The following is a 23,476-nucleotide window of genomic DNA, read 5'->3' on the forward strand; positions in this document are numbered from 1 at the left end:
TTAAATTGTTTCATAAGTTTGGTATTCTTCTTCTCCAAGCGCTAGCTTTGCTTTCATACGATCTTCTTCCCTTTGGAAGCTAATACGTAATACCCCAAGCAGTCCTTCACGCGCTTCTAATATTTGCAAGTTCGTAATACTAATTTCCTCGCGCGCTAAAATACTCGTAATATGAGCCAATGCCCCCACCTTATCTAATACATCAACGTATAAGTCGTGATAAGCAGGAATTGCACCACTCTTTCTTACTGGTAAAGAATCACGGTATTCTTTCGCATCTGCAAAATAGTTTTGAATCTCGCCTGCATCTCCAGTAGAAACTGTCTTATATAAACCTTCCATTTCAGAGATCCACTCTTTTAATAATACCATTAAATGCTCTCGATTTTGCTTTACAATATCACTCCACATTTTCGGACTACTAGATGCGATACGTGTAATGTCTTTGAAACCTCCAGCAGCTAGTTGATGAATGAGCGGATTATCTCCTGCATGCTTCTCAACTTGCTTTACTAAACCTGCTGCGATAAGATGCGGGAAATGACTAACGATCCCTGTTACATAATCATGTTCTTCTGTATTTAAAACAAGAAAATGTGATCCTGTTCCTTTTAACCATACTTTAAGGTCTTCCACTTGTTCATTTGGTACATGATTCATCGGTGTTAAAATGTAAAATGCATTTTCAAATAAATGCGCCTTTGCGCTTTCAACTCCCGTTTTATGAGAACCCGCCATCGGATGTCCCCCAATGAAAGAAACTTCCTTTGAAAATAAAGCTTCCGCTTCGTTCATAATAGACCCTTTTGTACTACCAACATCAGTCACTATAACATCTTCTCGTAAACGGAATGACGCAAGTTTGTGTAATAACTTCTTCGTTTCTTCAACTGGAGAAGCAAAAACAATTAAATGTGCCTCTTCACATGCATGTTGTAAATCAACTGCTATTTCATCTACTACGTGTAATTCTTTTGCACGCTCTACTTGCTCTTTAAATATATCATAACCTGTTATCATTACATCGTGCTCTTTCTTAATTGCTAATGCGAGAGAGCCTCCTATTAAACCTGTTCCAATTAATACTACCTTTTTACGCATTTGCCTCATCTCGAGACTTACTTTTTTTATTTTCAAAGTGTTGTTTTAACACTGAAATCACTCCTTCATTTTGCTCCCTTGTTCCAACTGTAATACGGACACCATTTGGGAATGGACGAATAATAAACCCTGCATGTGCGCAAGCTTCATAAATCTCTCCAGCATTATCTACCGGTAAGAAGATGAAATTAGTTTGTGACGAATAAAATGGTATACCGTTTTCCTTACAGAAACTCTCGTATTGCTGTAATCCTTCTGTATTCACGCGAACTATTTCTTTAATAAACTCGTCATCACTAAAAGCAATTGTAGCTGCTTTTTGCGCTAATGAAGATACGTTAAATGGTAAACGTACAACATTTAATTTCTCAATTAGCTCTTCCTGTCCGATCGCATATCCAACGCGGAAAGAAGCTAATCCGTATGCTTTAGAAAACGTTCTAAGTACAAGAATGTTTTTATGTTTTTCTAAAAGCGATAATGTCTCAGGGAAGTCTTTTGCTGTTACGTATTCATAGTACGCTTCATCAATGACAATTAACGTATTTTCACTAATGCCTTCAATAAATTGAGTTAATTTTTGCTCATTCACATATGTGCCCGTCGGGTTGTTCGGATTACAAATCCATACGATTTTCGTATTATTATTTACCGCTGACGAAATTTCGTCTAAATCGTATACACCTTTATTTAAAGGAATTTCTTTCACTTCACAGCCTTCAATAATCGCATGATGACGGTACTGCGGGAATGTTGCACCTGCTGTTACAATGTTATCTCCCGCTCGTAATACGGCGCGGCTTATTATTTGAATGATTTCATCTAAACCACTACCACAAAGTACTTGTTCCATTTGCACATGCAACTTATCTGCGATTGTTTGACGGAGCGTTGTAGCACCTCCGTCAGGATATAAAGAATGTTCCAACCAAGATTTTTGCAACTCTTCTAAAACTCTCGGTGAACAACCGAATGGATTTTCATTCGATGCTAATTTCACAAACGAATGATCTCCGTACACTTCTTTCATTTGTTCTGGTGATTTACCTGGTTTATATGGTTGTAATGATGATAGTTGATCCTTTACTTGCACGTTAAACCCACCTTTTTATTAAAATTCTTTTGCGTAGTTATTGTGTTGCATAATGTTTTGTTTTAATAATTCCATACGATCTTTTCCGAATTGTTCGACTAGTGCATCTGCAAGTTCCCATGCCACAACAGATTCAGCTACTACACCCGCTGCTGGTACTGCGCAACTATCAGATCTTTCAATACTCGCTTGGAATTCTTCTTTCGTATCAATATCAACGCTTGCTAACGGTTTGTATAAAGTAGGAATTGGCTTCATAACGCCTCTTACGACAATTGGCATACCTGTTGTCATACCGCCTTCTAAACCGCCGGCATTATTCGTTTTTCTCGTGTATCCTTTTTCTTTATCCCACAGAATTTCATCATGCACTTTGCTTCCAGGTTGTCGTGCCGCTTCAAAACCTACGCCAATTTCAGCACCTTTAAATGCATTTATACTCATAATTGCACCAGCAAGTTTTGCATCTAATTTACGATCGTAATGAACGTAACTACCAACGCCAATTGGCATACCTTCTGCAATGACTTCCACGATGCCACCGATTGAATCTCCACTACTTTTTGCGTTGTCAATCGCATTCATCATTTCTTGCTCTACTTCTTTATCTAAACATCGAACTGGTGAGTTTTCAGTAATTGTTTGAATTTCTTCAATTGATAAGTTTGAAATATGTTTTGCTTTTACTCCACCAATTTCAAGAACATGTCCTGCAATTTCCACGCCTAATTCGCTTAAAATTTGTTTTGCAACTGCACCAGCAGCTACACGAACTGTCGTTTCTCTTGCAGATGAGCGCTCTAATACGTTTCTTATATCACGATGACCATATTTAATTGCTCCATTTAAATCCGCATGTCCGGGACGTGGTTTTGTAATTGTACGCTTCATGTCTTTACTTTCTTTTTCCGAAATTGGCTCGGCACCCATTACTTTCGTCCAATGTTTGAAATCATCATTTTTTACGATTAACGTAATCGGTGATCCAAGTGTCATCCCGTGACGAACACCACTTACAATTTCAACTGTATCTGTTTCAATTTGCATGCGTCTTCCGCGTCCATGACCTTTTTGTCTTCTTAATAATTCTTTATTAATATGTTCCGCCGTAAGTGTCAAACCTGCTGGTACACCTTCTAAAATAACTGTTAACTGCGGTCCATGTGATTCTCCAGCTGTAATGTATCTCATTTCTCTTGCCCCTTTACTATTTTTTTGTACAAAAAAGTCCCTACTGAGCGCTCAGTAGGGACGATGTTTATCGCGGTACCACCCTAGTTGTAGACAACTGTCGTCTACCTCTCTTCTTCTTTAACGATCGTTTGACCGTCTTCCCCTCCATAAGTTGTCGGGAAAGATGCTCCAAGGCTGTAATTCATGCTTACCTTTGTACTGATTCACACCGGCCACCAGCTCTCTTTAACAGTGAGATAAGCACTACTGTTTCCTCTTCAATGCATATATGATATGGAATTAAGATAATTTATTTTTGAAACCTTTTAACTCATCCATGAATCTATGGAATTCTGGAATGTCCATTTGTTGTGCAGAATCTGATAATGCAACTGCTGGATCTGGATGCACTTCAGCCATTACTGCATCTGCGCCAATTGCAAGTGCCGCTTTCGCTGTTGGTAATAATAAATCTCTGCGTCCAGTTGAATGTGTTACATCAACGATAACTGGTAAATGTGTTTCTTTCTTTAAAATTGGTACTGCAGAAATGTCTAATGTGTTACGTGTTGCTCTTTCGTATGTGCGAATACCACGCTCACAAAGAATAATTTGATCGTTGCCTTGCGCAATGATGTATTCCGCTGCGTTAATGAACTCATCAATTGTTGCTGCTAATCCACGTTTTAATAATACTGGTTTGTTAACTTTACCTACAGCACGTAATAAATCGAAGTTTTGCATGTTACGTGCACCAACTTGAATTACATCAACGTAGTCTAATGCCATTTCAACATCGTTCGGATTTAAAATTTCACTAATAATTGCTAAGTCGAACTCGTCTGCTACTTGACGTAAAATTTGAAGTCCTTCTACTCCTAAACCTTGGAAATCGTATGGAGATGTTCTCGGTTTGAATGCACCGCCGCGCATTAATTTTAAGCCTTGATCTTTCATCGCTTGCCCTACTTGACGAACTTGCTCTAAGCTTTCTACTGCACAAGGTCCCATGATGAACGTTTGTGCTCCGTTTCCAATCAATTCACCTTTTACATCAACGATTGTATTTTCTTGTTTCTTTTTACGTGATACTAGTAACGCTTTGCGGTTATCATCTTCTTGTAACTCTAAGCTTGCTTTGAAAATCGTTTTGAAAATATGTTGAACAGTTGATGTTTCGAATGGTCCTTCGTTATGCTCTGCGATCATATCAAGTACTTCACGCTCACGTACTGGATCAAAGCGTTTCGTACCTTGTACTTGCTTTTGCTCTCCAATTTTTTGAACAATTTCACCACGTTTGTTTAAAAGGTGTAATAGTTGTAAGTTAATTTCATCTACCTGTTTACGTAATTGATCTAATTCATGATTTGCCATTTGGAAATCCTCCTCTAATGTTTTAAAAGTATAGTAAGAGAATAAAAGATTCTCTATTTTCTGAACTGGTTAATTATACAAATTTATAGTGGAATCGATACCTCTTCTTATTTTAAACTAATAATTCGTACAAAGACATGAACTACTAGTTAAAAACCCACTTTTTTGTACAAAAAAGCCCTACTGATGCAATCAGTAGGGACGATATTTATCGCGGTACCACCCTAGTTGTAGACTTCTTTCGTCTACCTCTCTTCATTGTTAACGATCATCTGACCGTCTTTCCCTTCATAAAGACAAATACTATCTTTACTACGAAAAAGATGCTCCAGGACTGTAATTCGCTCTTGTTTTTGTACTGGTTCGCACCAACCACCAGCTCTCTGTTACAGGGAAACAACAACTACTGCTTTTCCTTTCAATGCATGACTATTTTATTTTCAAGTTGGACCACTAAAATACAAAAAGTCCCTACTGAATAAATCAGTAGGGACGATATTTATCGCGGTACCACCCTAGTTGTAGACTAACTTTCCGTCTACCTCTCTTCACTGTTAACGATCAATTGACCGCTTTTTCCTCATAAAGACAAACTATCTTTATTACGAAAAAGATGCTCCAAGACTGTAATTCATGATTATCCCTGTACTGGTTCACACCAACCACCAGCTCTCTGTTACAGTAAGACTAACCACTACTGTGATCTCTTCATTGCACTTTGTTTATTCAAATGTTTTTGAAATTGAATAAGTATGATTCGTATTATAGAACGCTTTTTAAAACACTGTCAACAACTTTTTATATATTTTTTTAAAATTCCACTTTCATCCTATAATTCTTTTTGTAAATCACCCATTACAATTCCTATGCGAATTATTTCATTTTCTAGTAAATGTAAAACATATTCCTCTACTTCATACTGAACTAATAATTCTTTTATTTGTATGATTTCTTTTTCAAATAAAACGGCTTCGTGACATGTTTGTAGTAAAATAAAAAACACATTTGCAAACATTTCTTTATGCGCTTTCATACTTTCTTTTTTATGAAGCATTTCAATCAATAACTGCTTCATTTCCTCACCTGTACATTTACCATGTACACTTGAAAATGCACGAGACATAATACATAATCCTTTTTCTAATATTTCATCCATGTATAAGATAATACGTAAAAGCATTACATATTCTCTCGCAGTTATCTCACCCATTTTTGGTCGTTCTCGTAAAAATACACTGAGCCAAGCTGTCCAAAATTTTTGTTGTTCTTTTACGCTTAATGTTTTGACGTAATAGCATAAAAACTGCATAAATTTAATTTTATTTTCTTCATTTTCTAGTATGAGTAAAGGGTATAACCACTCTGTTTTTTGCTCCCAATATAGTACACATTTAATAAATACAAAGCTAAGCCACTTCAAGAAAGCTTCCCTCGTATGCGGATGTAATACTTCCAAATGTTCTATCGCATACTTAATAAAACGCTTCATTTCTGTAAATAAAGGTAAATTTATTTGCGTGTAACATAAACCAGCCCATGCATATTCCGTAATTTCATTTTGTTTTTTTAAATCTAAGTATGGTAACAAATATTTTCGGCACCATTGCTTTTCAATATGATATAGAAATGTAATATCTGCTATTAAACGAGCAAACATAAAGTTTGTTCGTTCCAAATTAACTCTTACTTGTTCTTCAAATAAAAATAAATATTCATATACATTACGATCGTATAAATGATCATATGATAACAACTTTAATAATACAGCCGTCATTTTCCCAACAGGATGCTGAATTGATTCATTGTAAAAATCTTGTTTTCCAAGCTTAAAATCCGTATCACTCTTCATAACTTGAGGAAACACTGAAAAAGCAAAGCGTTTTACAACACGTATACTATTCTCTTCTAACTCTTCTAGTCGATTACTAATTTCATATAGAAAACTACTAATTAACCAATGATAAGCAGTATTTCTAACAAATTTCTGCAATAGCGGAATAATTTTTTGGATTTGATCATTTGTCAATCCTCGGTTATTTCGCCATTCTCTAATACAAACAAACCATACTTCATTACTTATTTCTTGCACTCCTACTAATTGATATGCGAATGAAATACTCCACTCTGTATTCAATTTACATGCTTTTGATAACATCTCTAAAAAATGGCGTTGTTCAAAAACACCATCTTGCGAAAATTGCCGAACTTGCTTCATAATTTCAACATCTTTCAGCTGCAATAATCCGTCAGCTGTTACATTACAAGTAATGCTTTGCGCTGTATCCTCTTTCTTTTGTACACTGTATCGTTCAGAATGAAAATGAGGATGCTTTTGCTTCATTAACTCATACCCATTTGCCGTAGATGGACTATTTGAATCACACTTGAATAATAAGTCTAATACGAGACATGCATCAAATACCCTCTCTTCTGTAAGATGCTTTATTACAGTTCGAGTGACTTCTTCTTTTGTTTCTTCTAAACAATGTGCATAATGCCTTTTTAAAAGTTGAAAAACTTCGTGTTTATAAGTGAAATCTAAAAGAAGTCCTTCATGTAACAACCATTTCATTTTGTCATCTACACGAACAAAAATATTTTTATTCATCGCGTCAATTGCAATTCGCTTTTGAAGTACACTATTTGCTTCTATCATTTCTGTAATATAATAATCCGCTTTTTTCTCATTGTTTTCACATAAATAAGTTAGACACTCTTTTACAATTTGTATTAAAAATGCAAGATCATTTTGATGAAAATCTTTTTCTACATCTTCCTTATTTCTTTTTTTCAGTGCCGTTTGTCTTAACGACAACATTCTCAATTTTTCTAATCCGATCATCATAATTGGAACAGCATAATGGGTGATATATGGCCTCATCTTTTCGTTCCAAATTTGCTCCACATGAGAAAATGTAGATACTGGTAAGCGACTCGATTCCTCGAGTTCTATTGATTCTTGCGTATCATTTCCCCATTTTCTTACACGTTTCAACTTCAGTTTTCCATCTAAAATAAAAGTTAGTAACAATAAGGCAATTTCCTTATGCTCAGGAAAAGAACATTTTTGCAGTAACTTAGAAATCTTTTCTATAGAGCTACTATCTTTTTCAGCTGTTTCTAATAAAAAGAGTGTCCATCTTGCAAACAACAACGGATCCATCTTACTCTTCGTTTCGTTTAAGTAGTTACAAATCGTTCTCCATAATAACCGTGATATTTTAGAATAGTTTTTATAAATTAATTGAAATAATTCTTTCTGATGACTAAAAAGAAATTGTTCCACTAACCATTCTGCAAGTAATTCATCTACTTCATTATAGTTTGGCGTAAGCATAAACAAATTTTGTAATTTACCTTCTGCTTCTAACCATTCGACCCATTCATAATCATGAGCAAATTCCACAAAGTAACGAACTGTTTCAATTTTTTTAATTGATTGCTTTATGTATGATAATTGTTCCTGTTCTACTGACGGGGGAACCGTTACAATATCCCGAATACGCATTCTTTTCGTAATATAATTATCGCCCATTAATTCCGCCCAGCGTTTTACCGCTTTTACGAGGGATTGATGATTATTCACTTTATTCGGATACACAATTGGTCTTATCCCTAAATGTTCCCAGTGGTACGTATTTTCCCCTTGTGCGACAAAAGCAAATCGTCTTGTACTTGGTGGTAAACCAGTTGCTAAATATTTCATTACTGGGTCATTATGACTATATCCAACGAATAAAACGGTGTAATTCGAGAATAGATCGACTAAAAATCTTCTCGCCCACCCTTCGGTTAAGTAAGCCCTTCCAAAATCACCGTCTGTTAAAATTAAAGCCTCTTTCTCCTGTTCTACATTACCATGTATATAAGCAAGACCTTTAAATGCTCTCCCAGTCGGTAAAGCTGGAGCATAATAAACATTGATATCTCTATTTATTTCCTTAATTGCAGTTGTAAAATGTTGATCAAAATTTGTTGTTACAATGCGGATATCTGTATCTAAAGGAAATAACCTTGGAATTGCAAAATGCAATGGATTCGGTTTTGATTTCTCTATATGAACAAGATCTCTTGCAACTTGATGTACATCTTTTGTTTTTGCAATTTTACCAAGATAATAATCATGTGGTTCTGTTATTTCACGTTTTTCGACATATAACGTTTTTGCAATTGCATCAACTAAATTATCAAAATTCGGTAAGTTTGATTTCCCTTTCATAGAAACTCCCGCTCCAACAAATAACACTAACTTTCCTTGCTCAAGGTGATCGATTAACTCATCTGGAATTTCTACTTCTGAAGTAATCCACATCCTGGATTCCCCCTTACCTAAAAATGTCATACACTCTCATTTTACTATAACATTTTTCCGTTGTTTTTATAATATTTAGACTAAATTCCGAACATGAAAAAGTTTTACGTAAATAAATCCGTTACAATGTATGAACTCCAGAATTTATTGAAAAACTATGTATAAATCGGAGGTGTGAATTTTGAATGATTTCACAGTAGTGCTTATCAAGTTTATATCGTGCATTATCGCATTTAGCATTGGGCTTGCTTTATTTTTCCCTGCAACGTTTGTTCAAATTATTTCATTCAGTCTCTTTGTTACAATCGTATCCTACATGTTCGTTGATAAAATTATTTTAAATCGAATTGGCAATACTGGTGCCATTATGTCGGATTTCTTATTAACATATTTAAGCGTATGGATTTTCGGTAATATTTTATTAGACAACTATATGCAAATTGCATGGGGCAGTATCCTTTCTGCCATCGTCTTCACTTTATCTGAAGTAATCGTTCATCGCTTCTCAAACTCTCATACAAGGCACAACAATGATAACATTCGTATTAATCGCCGCTTTGCATATGGTACGGAGTTTGCTGAAGAACAAAATATATTGGATAAAGACAAGAAGAAGTAACATTTTAATGCAGGAGCACCCTTTTTAATTATGTGGTGCTTCTTTTTTGTATATTTTCATTATGGTACGTGAAATTATATAAACGATTATTTCAAAATATCGACTTACCGACAATATTTGACGCTTTTTTCTAATAAAAAAACTACCTCTTATTTAGAGGCAGCCACTTTCAAGTCTTTTAATGCAACAACATCCGCAAACGCTCCCAATACTGCGTTATGATGTTGCACAATATCTTCAGCACGTAACACTTCTGTATTAAATGTACTATGCGCATCACTCACTAACGTTACTTTATATCCTTCACTACATGCTCTGCGCGTTGTCGTATCTACACAATACTCTGATTGCATTCCCGAAAGAATAACGTGTTCAATTCCTTTCTCTTGTAACACTTCGCTTAAGTTTGTCTTATGGAATGAATCTGGCGTCGTCTTTTCAACAATATTATCTCCTTCTTGCGGAGCGATTGCCGCATGGATTCGCCACCCATCCGTACCTTTTTCTAACGGATGGTCTTTAGGACCGTTATGTTGGACATAAATAATTGGGGTATCATTTGAACGACATTCCCCAATAAGCTCTTGCAATGTTTGTAAAAACTTTTCCCCATTATGTACTGGCATTCCAGCTGTATACATACCCGCTTGCACATCAATTACGATTAACGCTTTTTTCATTTCGCACAGCTCCCTTCGTTTATATAAGCCATTGCATATTCATTATAATTGTTTGTATTCCATCATCCAACAATCTTCTAATTTCCCCTCATGCAGCTCATGTTCCTTTAAAATCTTTACTTTTTTAAATCCGCATTTTTCATAACACTTTATCGCTCGTTCATTATTTACTTTCGGATCCATTGCGATTGCTTCTGCTCCCATTTCACCCATAATGTATGTAATTGCTGCCTGAACGAGTTTTTGTCCAATTCCTTTTCCCCAATAGGCTGGTTCACCGATAAATTGGTCCATTCCCCATACATTTTGTGATTCTTTATAGCCATATAACGCTTTCCACTCTGAATCAACTGGGTACATTTGCATGTAACCAATCGGAACGGTATCAAATTCTATTAAACATCTTTTTTCATTACTGTTTGGATTATGTATAAAATGATCAAGCACCTTTTCTACAGACTGCGGATTATCTCGTCCTTCGTAATACCGCAGGACTGCTGGGTCCGTTAACCATTTAGAAACGATAGATGCATCATCTTCCATTACGTATCTAATCAATAAACCTTCTTTTTGAAAAAGCATATTATACCTCTATTATTCCTTTATATTTTTTCTTGATGTTATATCTTTCATTGCACCTACTAATGCATATGGTAGTAATGTAATCGCAAAAAATGCTGTAAATACGTTAAATTGCGGGATTGTATAGAGTGTGAACCATTCAGTGAAAAATTGAGAATTTAATATTCTATTAAAAAACTCTCCGCCTGGCCTAAAGTTTGGTGCCCACGCAGTTATTTCACACAAAATAAACAGTAACTGAACAATAAAAAATGCCCCTAGATAACGAAACCAAGTCCGTTTCCATATAGGTTGTGCATTTTTTAATATATCCCCCATCTAATCCCCTCCTTAAATATCCATCATATTAATTATACACTTTCCTCACTTTATTTGTTAAAATTTTCTATATAATTAATACCGTTGGGGGAATACATTATGTCTAAACCTATACTTACATCCACTTTAATCATTCTTAGAGGAAACTCCGCAAGTGGTAAAACAACGATTGCAAAGCAACTACAAGAACATTTCGGACAAGGTACACTTTTAGTATCACAGGATGTTGTGCGTAGAGATATGCTTAGAGTACACGACACAATGGGTAATTTATCACATGATTTACTATTTGAAATTACAAAGTACGGAAAAGGAAAATGTGAATTTGTTATTTTAGAAGGTATATTGAACAGTAGTAGGTATGGTGAGATGTTAAAAGAATTAATTCGTTATTTTGATAAAAATGCATTTACATATTACTTTGATTTATCATTAGAGGAAACTATTAGACGACATAACACAAGGGACAAACGACATGAATTTGGTGAAGATTCCCTACAAAAATGGTATAATCCGCACGATACAATTGAGGTTGCGAGAGAAACTATTTTTACAGATAACTTTACGCAAAAAGAAATATTTGATGTGATTTTTAATGATATTAAGATATACAAATAAGACTGACATAATCAATCAGTCTTATTTACATTATGTACCTTGTATCTCGGTCTTCATTACAGAACAATCTTGACATAAATAAAAATAGATATTCATTTCCCCAAACTGGAAATCAACTACTGAAATAAGTTCACGTTCCTCGATATCTTGTGTAATTGTAGCAACATACTATTCTTCTCTACTTCTCAATACCCTTCTGTTCTACTTCCTTACCTCATTCTTAATAGTTTTTCTAAACATGATACAATTTTTATGTTTTATTACAGTTTTATTAATAAGTCATTTAAGAATCCTATTATACTTCCACTAAAAAAATAAAAGCCAGCCTCAATAAAGAGAACTGACTTCTATTTGGATCATTATAGTTACTATAAAATTTTCACTTTAACAGTTTGTCTTCCCCAATTCATAGCTTTACTTTTTGAACCCATTAATACATCAATACGATTACCTTTAATTGCGCTTCCAGTATCACCAGCGATAGCTTCTCCATAACCTTCCACCCATACTTTAGATCCTAATGGGATTACTTTCGGGTCAACTGCGATAATTCTCATATTCGGATTTGCCGTTAAATCATGCCCCATCGCAGTTAAAACGCGTCCACCATATGTACCATTTTCACTTGGATCAGCAGTATACGCTGTCGCTACTACCGTTAATTCACGTTTAGCAGACTCTATGTTGTTTTTTGATACTTCTTTCGCTCTCTCTTCTTCTTTAGCTTTTGCTATTTCTCTTGCTTTCTCTTCTTCTTTAGCTTTTGCTATTTCTCTTGCTTTCTCTTCTTCTTTAGCTTTTGCTATTTCTTTTGCTTTCTCTTCTTCTTTAGCTCTTGCTATTTCTCTTGCTTTCTCTTCTTCTTTAGCTTTTGCTATTTCTTGCGCTTTTTCTTCTTCTTTAGCTTTTGCTATTTCTTGCGCTTTTTCTCCTTCTTTAGCTTTTGCTATTTCTTGCGCTTTTTCTTCTTTAGCTTTTGCTATTTCTTGCACTTTTTCTTCTTCTTTAGCTTTTGCTATTTCTTGCGCTTTTTCTTCTTTAGCTTTTGCTATTTCTTGCACTTTTTCTTCTTCTTTAGCTTTTACTTCTTCTTTAGGCTTTACCATTTCTTGCGCTTTCGGTTCTTCTTTAACTTTTACTTCTTCTTTGACTTTTGCCTCTTCTTTAGGCTTTACTATTTCTTGCGCTTTCGGTTCTTCTTTAACTTTTACTTCTTCTTTAGGCTTTACTATTTCTTGCGCTTTCGGTTCTTCTTTAACTTTTACTTCTTCTTTAGGCTTTACTATTTCTTGTGCTTTCGTTGTTTCTTTCGCTTTTGCTACTTTCTGCGTCTTTACTTCTTTCTTTTCTTTAACTGATTTTTGTACTTTCGCTACTTGCTTCATTTTCTCTTCAGTTTTCTTTTCAGTTGGTGCTGTACTTGATAGGAAAGAAACGTTTGCATAAGCTGTTTTTCCTTTATACTCAAATTGCAGCCATCCGTCTTTTACTTGATGCGTTGATTCAATTACATCATCTTTTTTCAGTCTGCCAAGAATTTCTGATTCTGTGTTTGCTTCGGTACGTACATTTAACAAATTCGCCGTTACATGATACACATCTTTTGTAAACTCCGAACTTACAAACACTTCTTTACCGTTCAATTCAATTTTTGACCAACCATCTTCAGTATTGATGACTTTTAACTCTTGCCCATTCTTTACTTTTTCGACCACTTTTGATTCTGTAGTCGGTTTTTCACGTACGTTAAGTACATCTGCTGTTACGATTGTTTCTGCGGTAGCAGTTGTGGTAAATGCCCCCAATCCAAAAATAGTTGCTGTTGCTGCGCCAATTACTTTTTTCATATTAGCCTCCATTATATTTTTTGAATTTTATCAAATGCCTCTGTAAAATTGTATAATTTTACATAATATCAAAACATTTGCAACAGTATATTAATATTGTTTAATATACTGTTATTAAAACTCCTTACTCCAATACTATCAAATTCTTATTTCTAATTCTATATATTATAAATATCCTTATCTTTTATAAAAGCTTCATGCCCTTCTTCACACTAAATAGTTGTTGCAATTCCCGCCAAAAATAAACTTACGATTGCTAAAATTTTAGTAGCGACTATAGCACCTCTTAAATGAAACTTATAATCTTTATATCCCTTCATTCCTTCTGTACTAGGAATCACAACAAACCTTGGAGTAATCCAGCAAAAAATTAGCCAATCAATTATAAGTAAATCTACTAAATTGAAAATCATTAAAATACCAAAAGTGTGTAAATAAGCATCCATATACATTAATTTTTCATGCTTATGTAATATATATGTAGAAACGAAAGGACAACCGAAAAGAATAGCATTATATACAATATTAAAGTAAATGGTTTGCTTTTTTTCATGAATCGATTTTGGAAAAACTACTTTTTGAATATCTTTCGGATAATCAGTTAATGATAGTCGAGGATTATAATATAAGGACCCTAAAATCATTACGGATAGTACAGTAGACATGATGACACCAACGTACATCATTTGCTCAAATTGATTCATATGCTTCATTCACCCTTTTCTGTAATTACTATGTTGATCATTTACTTAATTACATATTGTATGTACGTACATAATCAAAAATTAACAACTAGCTTTAACACCAAAGCAAAATTGTTGCAATGCAAATGCAAACTTAATACAGTGGAAGCCTAATTGCTACAGATAGGATGGATGAAACCTATGAAAATTGAACATATCGTAATTTGGGTAAATGACTTAGAATGAATGCGTGATTTTTATATGAAATACTTTAACAGTAAAGCAAACTCTATAGCCATTCTTTCAATTTTACTTCATCCAACATTACAACCCCTTCTCATGATCTTTCACAATATATTCGCTCGTTTTTCACAAAAGGTTCATTTTACATGAAAATTTATTTATTACAATAAAAATATAAGGTATATTTTTAAGAAAAGGAGGATTTCAAGAATGAATCAAGAGGATAAAATTTACGCTGAAAAGGTGTTGAAAAATCTATTCATCGGATCACAAGTTGATGGATTACAATTTGGTATTTCTCCAGGCGCTATAAAGATTCATTTCACAAACTTTCACGACTCAGTTGATTATGACGGACAATTATATATCAATATCGAATCAAAATGGTGTTTATTTAATAAACCTCAAAAAAGATACCCATTAAATGAAGATGAATTTGAAGTTTATTCTGGGGAAGAAGAATATGAAAGAATATTTAAGATAAGAAGACAAAAAGTTACCGATATACAACTTGGCTTAGAAAGCCCTCATTTAATTATTACATTAGATAGTGGACAAATTATTTTTGTAAATGGTTTTCATGATTATTATGAATGTTGGCAATCTGGTGTTCTATGTGAGCAATGGCTTGTAGTCGCTGCACCTGGGAATGAAATCGCCACTTGGGCTCCCGATGAGTTTATCGATAAATAAACTGTCTTCACGAAGAAGAACCGAAGATATTTTATGAACTACATAACTATTTCTATTACACTTAAACGAATGACCATTTTACTTTAATAGAACTCACTTTATTAAAATTGAAAGGATGATAATGATGGCATGTGTCCATGATTTTGGAATAATTGACGATTTTACTTCTCAAAAAAATTACGAAGATTATACACCAGAGAAATATCATTGTATTTCTGTTGATGATGATATTATCAGTAGCTTAAATCGAAATTTATCAATTATGAAAACCTACTTTCATACAGTCAAAAATCAGGAATACGGTTTAGCTTATTACGGTATTACAATTATCCCGCCTGAATCATTAGCAATATTCTATGAAACAGTTACATCTTCAAAGTTCTTCAAAAATTCTGATGAGCTGATTGAGTTAGCTTCAAAGATTGAACAAGCTACAGCAGAACAGAAGTACATGATCCATTATGGGGTTTAAATGTAATACAAAAAATGCTTAGGATTTCTCCGAAGCATTTTTTGTATGTTACTAATAAATTTATTCCTTAACCATTTAGTCCATGATTGAGCCTATGGCCCCACCTTTTACAAGTGAGGGCGCCCCTATTAATCTAAATAGGCGTCTCATTTCCAATCTTCCAGCTAAACCATCTCCCGTGCCCTTCTGTTTCTCCAACCGTTTCACGATATTCGTTTCCGTTAATATAATAATCAATATGAAGGTCACGATCCCACATGTTGTTATAAAGGTGGAATACATCACGTTTTGCGCCAATTTCTTGTATTTGTTTTTCTAACTTATGTTTTACTTGTTCTGGTATTTGATTTGCAACGTGTGTATGGAAAATACAAATAACAGCTTCTTCACTTATTTGTTCAATAATAGATGATAATAGCTCTACACCGTCTCCTTCTATGAATTGGACAGATTCATTTTTCACTAAAGATGCAGCTTGATCAAACATCTCAAGCCTTTCTTTATGTTCTGGCCAAATTAAAGCACGTAACCATAAATAATCTTCCTCATTATGTAAATCATTCACATGTAAGTCCAGTCCGATTCTTTCTACGACAGATGGGCTTTCTTTTAGAAAATGCGGTACATTCTCCCCTCTTATTTCAGAAGTTACATGCACATTTGAATTTATATTTCCGTACATTTCATCCGTCCCGTACGAATAACTATATTGGTCCCAGAACAGTTGCAACCCAGAACTTGTCCCAATTTCAATTAACGCTAACGGCTTCTTCACTTTGTTAAATATGTAGCAGAAACTTGGGTATAAGTATGCGCACCGTCTTACTTCATTTGTTTGAACGAGTTTCGTTTGTAACAAAGTAATGATTTCTTCTCGGTACTCTTTACAGAAATCTTTAAAATGATTAAAAGCTTTATCTAAATTTGTATCAGCATTTTCAACTAAACTACTATAATACGTTTTTAAATGATGTTCTTTCCCTGCTAGCAATAAATAATGTACTGCACCTAATAGTAAGTTTGGGACTGGTTGACCTACCTGAGCATAGGACGATAGTGTAAGTACTTCCTCATCTTCAGCAATTTTCATTGATAAATATTCATATAAATCACTTGACCCTTTACATTCCTTTATTGAAAAGTTTCGAAATAAGTTTGAAATTTGTTCTTTTGTACACATTAGAGTCCCTCCTTTTTATTTTTCAGAATAATCTTACTATTACAGAAAGAATAATCCCATAAAAAGGTACTCGATTTAGTCACTTAAGGATACGTAAGCTTTTTCGAGATAATTTCAAACTGTAATTTTTTTCTATTTACCACCTTAAAAGAGCTTGTTAAATAAGATTTTTAGCGAATAAAACGTTAAATAGTTTAAAATTATCAGATAACACTAGATATTTTAGTCTATTAATTATTATAATAGAGTATGAGATGGTTATATAATTGAGACAAAAAAGGTATACACCTAGGTGGGGCCTAGGCGGTGTTTCTCTTTTACGGCTTAGACATAGAAAACACCTACACTTTTTTGCCAATATAGGGGATGGAGAGATTATCATGAGCAACATGCAGCAAAAAACAGACGTTATCTTAATTGGTGCAGGAATTATGAGTGCAACGTTAGGCTCATTACTAAAAGAATTAGCACCTGAATGGGAAATTAAAGTTTTTGAAAAACTCGCAAGTGCCGGGGAAGAAAGCTCTAACGAATGGAATAATGCAGGTACAGGGCATTCTGCGCTATGCGAACTGAACTATACTTCCGAAAAATCTGACGGATCTATAGATATTGGTAAGGCTGTAAAAGTGAATGAGCAATTCCAGCTTTCAAGACAATTTTGGGCATATCTTGTAAAAAGCAAATTAATTCGTAATCCACAAGATTTTATTATGCCACTGCCTCATATGAGTTTAGTACAAGGGGAAAAAAATGTTGAGTTCCTAAAAAACCGTTTTGAAGCGCTTTCAAAAAATCCACTGTTTCAAGGAATGGAATTTTCCGACGCTCCTGAAACATTAAAAAAATGGCTTCCACTCATTATGGAAGGCCGTACATCTAATGAACCGATGGCGGCAACGAAGATTGACTCTGGAACAGATGTTAACTTCGGTGCATTAACACGTATGTTGTTTGATTACTTAAAAACGAAAAATGTCGAGCTAAACTACAAGCATAGTGTTGAAAATATTAAGCGCACGAAAAATGGTTTGTGGGAAGTGAAAGTACACGATATGAATAGTGGTAAAATTGAGCATCATACTGCTAAATTCGTCTTTATTGGCGGTGGTGGCGGTAGTCTACCTCTACTTCAAAAGACTGGTATCCCTGAATCAAAGCATATCGGTGGATTCCCAGTAAGTGGACTATTTATGGTATGTAAAAACCAAAAAGTTGTAGAGCAACATCATGCGAAAGTATACGGTAAAGCTAAAGTTGGCGCTCCGCCAATGTCTGTACCTCACCTTGATACGAGATATATAGATAATAAAAAAGCTTTATTATTCGGACCATTCGCAGGGTTCTCACCTAAATTCTTAAAAACTGGCTCAAATCTTGACTTAATCGGTTCTGTAAAACCGAATAACGTCTTAACGATGTTAGCTGCTGGTGTAAAAGAAATGGGACTTACAAAATACTTAATTCAGCAAGTTATGTTATCGCACGAAAAACGCATGGAAGAATTACGCGAATTCATTCCGAACGCGAAAAGTGAAGATTGGGATATTGTAGTTGCTGGACAACGTGTACAAGTAATTAAAGATACTGATGCTGGCGGTAAAGGAACACTTCAATTTGGTACAGAAGTAGTAAGTGCAGCTGACGGCTCAATCGCCGCATTACTAGGCGCATCACCAGGTGCTTCTACTGCTGTTCACGTCATGCTTGAAGTATTAGAAAAATGTTTCCCAAGCCGCATGGTAGAATGGGAAGAAAAAATAAAAGAAATGATTCCTTCATATGGCATTTCACTAACTGAAAATCCAAGGTTGTTCCAAGACCTACACACTTCTACAGGTCGTACGCTTGGATTAAATGAAAAAGAAACAGTTCATAACTAATGAAGAAATAAAAAACGTCCGATATATTCGGACGTTTTTTCGTTACTAGAAATTATACTTATCAATATTCTCTTTCGTAAATACAACCCGCTCTGGCAATACAATAATTCCATTTCCTTCTGCCTCATAATCATAACCTTGGATGGAGTTTGGCTCTACTTTCACTTTTCCGATTCCTTTTACTTCAAAACTATCCCCTACTTTTAACTTCTTCCCTTTTACTACTATTTCATTTGCTACATACGTTGCGAGTGCACCTTGTTGTTTTACATCCCATAATCCAAATTGTTGTACTGTTCCTCGTTTTACGTAATCACGCATAACGTTTGGTGTAGAGAAGCCAGTTACAACAACTTTTTTATCCATTTTCAAGTTTTCAGCTGCTTGTGCCATCGCTGGTAGTGCCGTTGCATCCGGGCAAATGACTGCATTAATATCTGGATACGTTTTTAATATGTTCTCCCCTACTGATAACGATTTTTGCGCATTATTTTCACCGTACTGCGTCGTTACAATTTCCCAGTTCGGATATTTCTTTTTAATAATTTCTTTCGCTTTCGTTACCCATTGGTTTTGATCCGTTACTGTTGGACTAGAATAAAAGAAAGCTACTTTTCCTTTATCTCCAATTTGCTTGGAAGTCATTTCAATTAATAAGTTAGCAAGTTGGTCTGGTGTCCCTTGACTTATATAAAAAGAACGGTCTTTCGGATTCACATCAGAATCCCACGTTAAGACAGTCATTCCTTTTTTCTTAGCACGCTGCAGTGATTGCGATAAACCATCAACTGATGTAGAGGAAACCATAAGTGCATCATAGTTTTGATTAATGAAATTATTTATATACTTTACTTGCCCTGATACACTCGCTTCAGACGGCCCATCATATTTCACTTGTACGCCTAGCTTATCTCCCATCTCCTTTGCTCCTTCACCGCCCGATGTAAAGAAGCCAACTCCAGTTAATTTCGGGATAAATGCAAATTTCACATCATCTGCTTTTTTCTTATCTGCCGTTTGACTGGAACAAGCGATTAAACCAATTAAACAAATACATACGATCAATACAATCCCTAGTTTTCTCTTCATGACATTTCCCCCTTATGCAAATTCCGTCTTTTCCCTGCTAAGAATTGATGTAATTTGAAATGTCTCATAATAACTGAAAGAATAAGGATAATACCTATTACTACATTTGATTGTTCATTTGTTAAACCTGTCATTTGTAGGCCATATTGCATAAGGCCTATAAAAATACTCGCTAGTACAGTACCAATAATACTTCCTTTTCCTCCCGTAATAAGTGTCCCGCCTAATACGACTGCTGTAATGATTGGTAATATTGTTTCACTTCCCATATCAGCACGTGCGGAACCGAAATATGCAGTTAAGAAAGCACCCCCTAATCCACCTCCTAACCCAGAAAGTATGTAAGCAATGATTACTACTTTCTTCGTCTGAATCCCGGTGTATTTTGCTGTATTTTCGTTCGCTCCTGTTAATTGTACGTGGCGTCCATATATCGTTCGGTGAAACAAAATCGTGCATACAATTGTTAATGCGATAAGAAGCCATAATAAGTTAGGTATTCCTATAAAACTACCATTTGCTAGTTGTACATAAGCATCAGGTAAACCACTTATCCCTTCATATCCAGAAGCACCCGCCCCTCCTGAAATGACGAGTGCAATTCCTCCATATAAAAACATCGTTCCGAGTGTAACAACTAGTGGTTCTACATCTGTCATTTTTATAATGAATCCATTTAAAGCGCCTGCTAAGCAACTGACTATAAGTGCCATTATTACTGCTAATAAAATATGAATCCCATTCATCCAAAGTACACCAATTAAAATCGAAGTTAGCCCCATAATAGATCCTACAGATACGTCAATTCCTCCTGTTACAATAACGAAAGTCATTGGAATCGCTGCGATTGCTATAAACAGAAAATCATTTGTACTAAAAAGGAGATTACTAATATTTAAAAAATCACGATTTATAAAACTAAAGAGAATGAATTCTATAAGAAGTAATACGATTAGAACACCTTCCCATCTGTAAAAATACTTCATAGATTCATCCTCCTCTCTACTTTCCACTTCTTCATGACACTATCTAGTATGATAATAAGTAATAGTAAAAAACCCGAAATAGCATTATTCCAAAATGCTGGTATTTTTAAAAAGACGAGTGAACTGCTTATTGCTTCTAAAAATAATGCTCCTAATGCGGCTCCAAATATAGAACCGGTTCCTCCTTTTAGATGAATTCCTCCTAGCACAGCAGCTGCGATCACCTGTAGTTCTATTCCTGTACCAGTTTGATTTGGAACGAACCCGATATTCATAACAAATATGCAACCAGCGATTGCCGCACTTATGCCCGATATAATAAACGCATTTATCTTTACTTTATTAACAGGTATCCCAATGAGCCTCGCACCATCTTCATTGTCACCTACCGCATAGAAGTATCTTCCGTATGGTACCTTCCTTAAAAAGAAGTATAGTAGTAATAAAATAATAAGAACACCCCATACAATTATCGGCAGACCAAGTATGACGATAGATGAAAGTTTCTTAAAATTATTTGGAGTATCTTCAATCCACTTCCCGCCTGTGAAGATTAACATTGCACCTCTAACAATTCCTAACATCCCTAATGTCATAATAATGGCTGGTACCCGAAACTTTGCAACTCCAATCCCGTTTATGAAACCGATAATAGCACCAAGCATTATAGCAGCAAGTATCGACAAGACTGCACTATATCCGTTCGTTAATAACATCCCGCAAACTGCCGCGCTTAATCCCATAATTGAGCCAACTGATACGTCTATATTTTTCGTAAATAAAACGAACGATTGGCCAATTGCTAGAACGACTAAAATAACGCTTGATTTCATCATTAACGATAACGAGTTAAACTGAACAAAACTAGGATTTATTATCCCGACCATGGCTATATAAATTAGTAGTAACAGTATGATAGACGTTTCATGCATTTTTAACATACGTTTCATTTCGCTACACCTCCGTTTGCAAGGCGTGTAACTTCATTCACACTCAGTTGTTCTTTTTCCATATGAGAAACAAATCGTCCATTTCTCATTACATATACACGGTTTACTAATTGAACAATTTCTTCAACATCTGAAGAGATTAATAAAATTGCAAGCCCTTCCCTTTTCATTTTTTCTATCGTCTCATACACTTCAAGCCTTGCTTTCGCATCAATTCCGCGAGTCGGTTCATCAAGAATAATAATTTTCGGATTACATGCGAGATACTTCGCAAGTACGACTTTTTGCTGATTTCCTCCCGATAAAGATGCGAGTTCTTCATTCATATTCTGTACAACAATTCGGAATTGTTCTATAAAAAAATTAACTAAAGCGCTTTCTTTTTCTTGATTTATAAAAAAGCGCTTATTTTGCTGTAAACTTGCTGCTGCAATATTTTCTTTAACAGAAGCCATTGAGAAAATTCCATTCCTCGCCCTATCCTCTGGCACATAAACTAGTCCTTCGTCTAGCCTTTTATGCAAAGAACACGTATCAATTGATTTTCCATCTAATAAGATAGACCCTGATTTTATAGTTTTCAATCCAAATATCGCTTCTGCTAATTCCGTTCTGCCAGATCCTATAATGCCAGCAACACCTACAACCTCTCCCGCATGTACAGTGAATGATATATTTTTGAATGCGTGACCATTTATATCAACCACTTCTAATATTTTTTTCGTCCTTGCTGTCTCTTGAACTACTTCTATTTTCTCTTTCTGTTTATATCCTTTTGGCAATAGTCCCTCCATTAGCATGTCATATGTATAGTCACATACATCACCTTGGCTTACAATCATTCCATCACGTAGTATTGCTACTTTGTTGGCAATTTCAAAGATTTCTGGAAAACGATGCGTAATATAAATCATCCCAATTCCTTTTTCTTGTAAACTTTTCATCAACACAAAAAGACTCTTAATTTCGTGTGTTGTTAATGTCGATGTTGGCTCATCTAGAATAAGAATCTCAGCTTCTCTTATTAATCCTCTAACGATTTCTACTAACTGTTGCTGCGCAATGGATAATGATGCTCCTAACTCATAAAGGTCAATATCCCACCCTAGACTGTTAATCAATTGCTGAATCTGTACTCTTAGTTTCTTTTTCTTTTCTTTTAACCCGATACATATATTTTCTTCAATAGTCATATGCGGAAAAATGAGTGGTTCTTGCGGTATTAAATAAATACCTTTTCTATGTGCTTCTGACGGATTTGAAAACTGTTGCTTCATTCCTTTTACATACATCTCTCCATCATCATACGAATATAACCCCGTTAATATTTTCATTAATGTTGATTTCCCGGCGCCATTCCCCCCCACTAAAGCGTATATATCTCCACGCTCTACTTGTAAGTTCACTTCTTTTAATACAAGTTGATTTAAAAACGCCTTACTCATTTTCTTTATTTGTAATAAAGGTACGTTCTCCACATGATGTCACCTGCCTTTATCCAGAACATTTTTTGAGAAAATGATTATTTGTTCTACTTGTTTTGTAGCATTGTATATTCCTTTTTTTATATCTAGAAC

Annotated in this window: 20 protein-coding genes and 3 other annotated features; of the genes, 5 read left to right on the forward strand and 15 right to left on the reverse strand. The window is 34.9% G+C overall.

The window, feature by feature from the left end; translation table 11 throughout:
- The 5 genes from tyrA to NZ044_RS14560 form a co-directional block, all read right to left on the reverse strand.
- Positions 1–1,101 (reverse strand): prephenate dehydrogenase, encoded by a 1,101-nt coding sequence (gene tyrA, locus NZ044_RS14540; RefSeq protein ID WP_001228126.1) that lies wholly within the window; start codon positions 1,099–1,101, stop codon positions 1–3.
- Complete coding sequence (gene hisC / locus NZ044_RS14545; RefSeq protein ID WP_001197269.1) at positions 1,094–2,194, reverse strand: histidinol-phosphate transaminase; 1,101 nt, start codon at positions 2,192–2,194, stop codon at positions 1,094–1,096. Before hisC ends, tyrA begins: the two co-directional genes overlap by 8 nt.
- Positions 2,195–2,212: 18 nt before the next feature.
- Entirely contained in the window at positions 2,213–3,385 is a 1,173-nt protein-coding gene (gene aroC, locus NZ044_RS14550) for a chorismate synthase (RefSeq protein WP_001269426.1), read from the reverse strand.
- Between the two features lie 53 nt (positions 3,386–3,438).
- Positions 3,439–3,658: a binding site (T-box leader), on the reverse strand.
- Positions 3,659–3,667: 9 nt separating this feature from the next.
- Positions 3,668–4,744, reverse strand: coding sequence for a bifunctional 3-deoxy-7-phosphoheptulonate synthase/chorismate mutase (locus tag NZ044_RS14555; RefSeq protein WP_001273573.1), 1,077 nt, complete (start codon positions 4,742–4,744; stop codon positions 3,668–3,670).
- A gap of 194 nt (positions 4,745–4,938) precedes the next feature.
- Positions 4,939–5,175, reverse strand: a binding site (T-box leader).
- A gap of 54 nt (positions 5,176–5,229) precedes the next feature.
- Positions 5,230–5,465: a binding site (T-box leader), on the reverse strand.
- Positions 5,466–5,573: 108 nt separating this feature from the next.
- Positions 5,574–9,056, reverse strand: coding sequence for a DUF4020 domain-containing protein (locus tag NZ044_RS14560; protein ID WP_118961960.1), 3,483 nt, complete (start codon positions 9,054–9,056; stop codon positions 5,574–5,576).
- A gap of 181 nt (positions 9,057–9,237) precedes the next feature.
- On the opposite strand from NZ044_RS14560, the gene NZ044_RS14565 reads away from it, so the two are divergent.
- Complete coding sequence (locus tag NZ044_RS14565) at positions 9,238–9,675, forward strand: YndM family protein (RefSeq protein ID WP_000997702.1); 438 nt, start codon at positions 9,238–9,240, stop codon at positions 9,673–9,675.
- Between the two features lie 149 nt (positions 9,676–9,824).
- Here the strand turns inward: NZ044_RS14565 and NZ044_RS14570 are convergent, their stop codons facing one another.
- From NZ044_RS14570 to NZ044_RS14580, 3 genes are read right to left on the reverse strand one after another with little or no spacing between them, the layout of a single operon-like run.
- Entirely contained in the window at positions 9,825–10,355 is a 531-nt protein-coding gene (locus tag NZ044_RS14570; RefSeq protein WP_118961961.1) for a cysteine hydrolase family protein, read from the reverse strand.
- A gap of 42 nt (positions 10,356–10,397) precedes the next feature.
- Positions 10,398–10,937, reverse strand: a complete 540-nt coding sequence (locus tag NZ044_RS14575; RefSeq protein WP_000898780.1) for a GNAT family N-acetyltransferase — start codon at positions 10,935–10,937, stop codon at positions 10,398–10,400.
- A gap of 12 nt (positions 10,938–10,949) precedes the next feature.
- A complete protein-coding gene (locus NZ044_RS14580) occupies positions 10,950–11,255 on the reverse strand; it encodes a YfzA family protein (RefSeq protein ID WP_063675468.1) in 306 nt (101 codons plus the stop codon).
- 99 nt (positions 11,256–11,354) lie between these two features.
- Between NZ044_RS14580 and NZ044_RS14585 the strand changes: the two genes are divergently transcribed.
- Entirely contained in the window at positions 11,355–11,873 is a 519-nt protein-coding gene (locus NZ044_RS14585) for a kinase (protein WP_063675469.1), read from the forward strand.
- A gap of 368 nt (positions 11,874–12,241) precedes the next feature.
- On the opposite strand, the gene entB is transcribed toward NZ044_RS14585, so the two are convergent.
- Both entB and NZ044_RS14595 read right to left on the reverse strand, forming a co-directional pair.
- The gene (gene entB / locus NZ044_RS14590; RefSeq protein ID WP_277513482.1) at positions 12,242–13,720 is read right to left on the reverse strand and encodes a cell wall-binding protein EntB; all 1,479 of its coding nucleotides are present in this window, start codon (positions 13,718–13,720) and stop codon (positions 12,242–12,244) included.
- Between the two features lie 212 nt (positions 13,721–13,932).
- Positions 13,933–14,424: a hypothetical protein gene (locus tag NZ044_RS14595; RefSeq protein ID WP_001071246.1), complete on the reverse strand. Its 492-nt coding sequence runs from the start codon at positions 14,422–14,424 to the stop codon at positions 13,933–13,935.
- 432 nt (positions 14,425–14,856) lie between these two features.
- On the opposite strand from NZ044_RS14595, the gene NZ044_RS14600 reads away from it, so the two are divergent.
- Both NZ044_RS14600 and NZ044_RS14605 read left to right on the forward strand, forming a co-directional pair.
- Positions 14,857–15,339 carry a hypothetical protein gene (locus NZ044_RS14600; protein ID WP_001070897.1) on the forward strand — a complete coding sequence of 161 codons (483 nt, stop codon included), beginning with the start codon at positions 14,857–14,859 and terminating at the stop codon, positions 15,337–15,339.
- Positions 15,340–15,460: 121 nt separating this feature from the next.
- Positions 15,461–15,811: a hypothetical protein gene (locus NZ044_RS14605; protein ID WP_025117865.1), complete on the forward strand. Its 351-nt coding sequence runs from the start codon at positions 15,461–15,463 to the stop codon at positions 15,809–15,811.
- Between the two features lie 133 nt (positions 15,812–15,944).
- On the opposite strand, the gene NZ044_RS14610 is transcribed toward NZ044_RS14605, so the two are convergent.
- Positions 15,945–16,991 carry a DUF2332 domain-containing protein gene (locus NZ044_RS14610; RefSeq protein WP_063675473.1) on the reverse strand — a complete coding sequence of 349 codons (1,047 nt, stop codon included), beginning with the start codon at positions 16,989–16,991 and terminating at the stop codon, positions 15,945–15,947.
- 380 nt (positions 16,992–17,371) lie between these two features.
- Here NZ044_RS14610 and NZ044_RS14615 point away from each other — a divergent pair, with 380 nt between their 5' ends.
- Positions 17,372–18,874 carry a malate:quinone oxidoreductase gene (locus NZ044_RS14615; RefSeq protein ID WP_000069147.1) on the forward strand — a complete coding sequence of 501 codons (1,503 nt, stop codon included), beginning with the start codon at positions 17,372–17,374 and terminating at the stop codon, positions 18,872–18,874.
- 45 nt (positions 18,875–18,919) lie between these two features.
- On the opposite strand, the gene lsrB is transcribed toward NZ044_RS14615, so the two are convergent.
- From lsrB to NZ044_RS14635, 4 genes are read right to left on the reverse strand one after another with little or no spacing between them, the layout of a single operon-like run.
- Positions 18,920–19,963, reverse strand: a complete 1,044-nt coding sequence (lsrB, locus tag NZ044_RS14620) for an autoinducer 2 ABC transporter substrate-binding protein LsrB (RefSeq protein ID WP_000823653.1) — start codon at positions 19,961–19,963, stop codon at positions 18,920–18,922.
- Positions 19,960–20,949 (reverse strand): ABC transporter permease, encoded by a 990-nt coding sequence (locus NZ044_RS14625; RefSeq protein ID WP_000873535.1) that lies wholly within the window; start codon positions 20,947–20,949, stop codon positions 19,960–19,962. Before NZ044_RS14625 ends, lsrB begins: the two co-directional genes overlap by 4 nt.
- Positions 20,946–21,899 carry an ABC transporter permease subunit gene (locus tag NZ044_RS14630; RefSeq protein ID WP_000827500.1) on the reverse strand — a complete coding sequence of 318 codons (954 nt, stop codon included), beginning with the start codon at positions 21,897–21,899 and terminating at the stop codon, positions 20,946–20,948. Before NZ044_RS14630 ends, NZ044_RS14625 begins: the two co-directional genes overlap by 4 nt.
- Positions 21,896–23,377: a sugar ABC transporter ATP-binding protein gene (locus tag NZ044_RS14635; protein ID WP_000432604.1), complete on the reverse strand. Its 1,482-nt coding sequence runs from the start codon at positions 23,375–23,377 to the stop codon at positions 21,896–21,898. The genes NZ044_RS14630 and NZ044_RS14635 overlap by 4 nt, the downstream gene beginning before the upstream one ends.
- Between the last annotated feature and the right edge of the window lie 99 nt (positions 23,378–23,476).

Source organism: Bacillus sp. FSL K6-1338 (genome assembly GCF_038006965.1).
Taxonomy (GTDB): Bacteria; Bacillota; Bacilli; order Bacillales; family Bacillaceae_G; genus Bacillus_A; species Bacillus_A thuringiensis_S.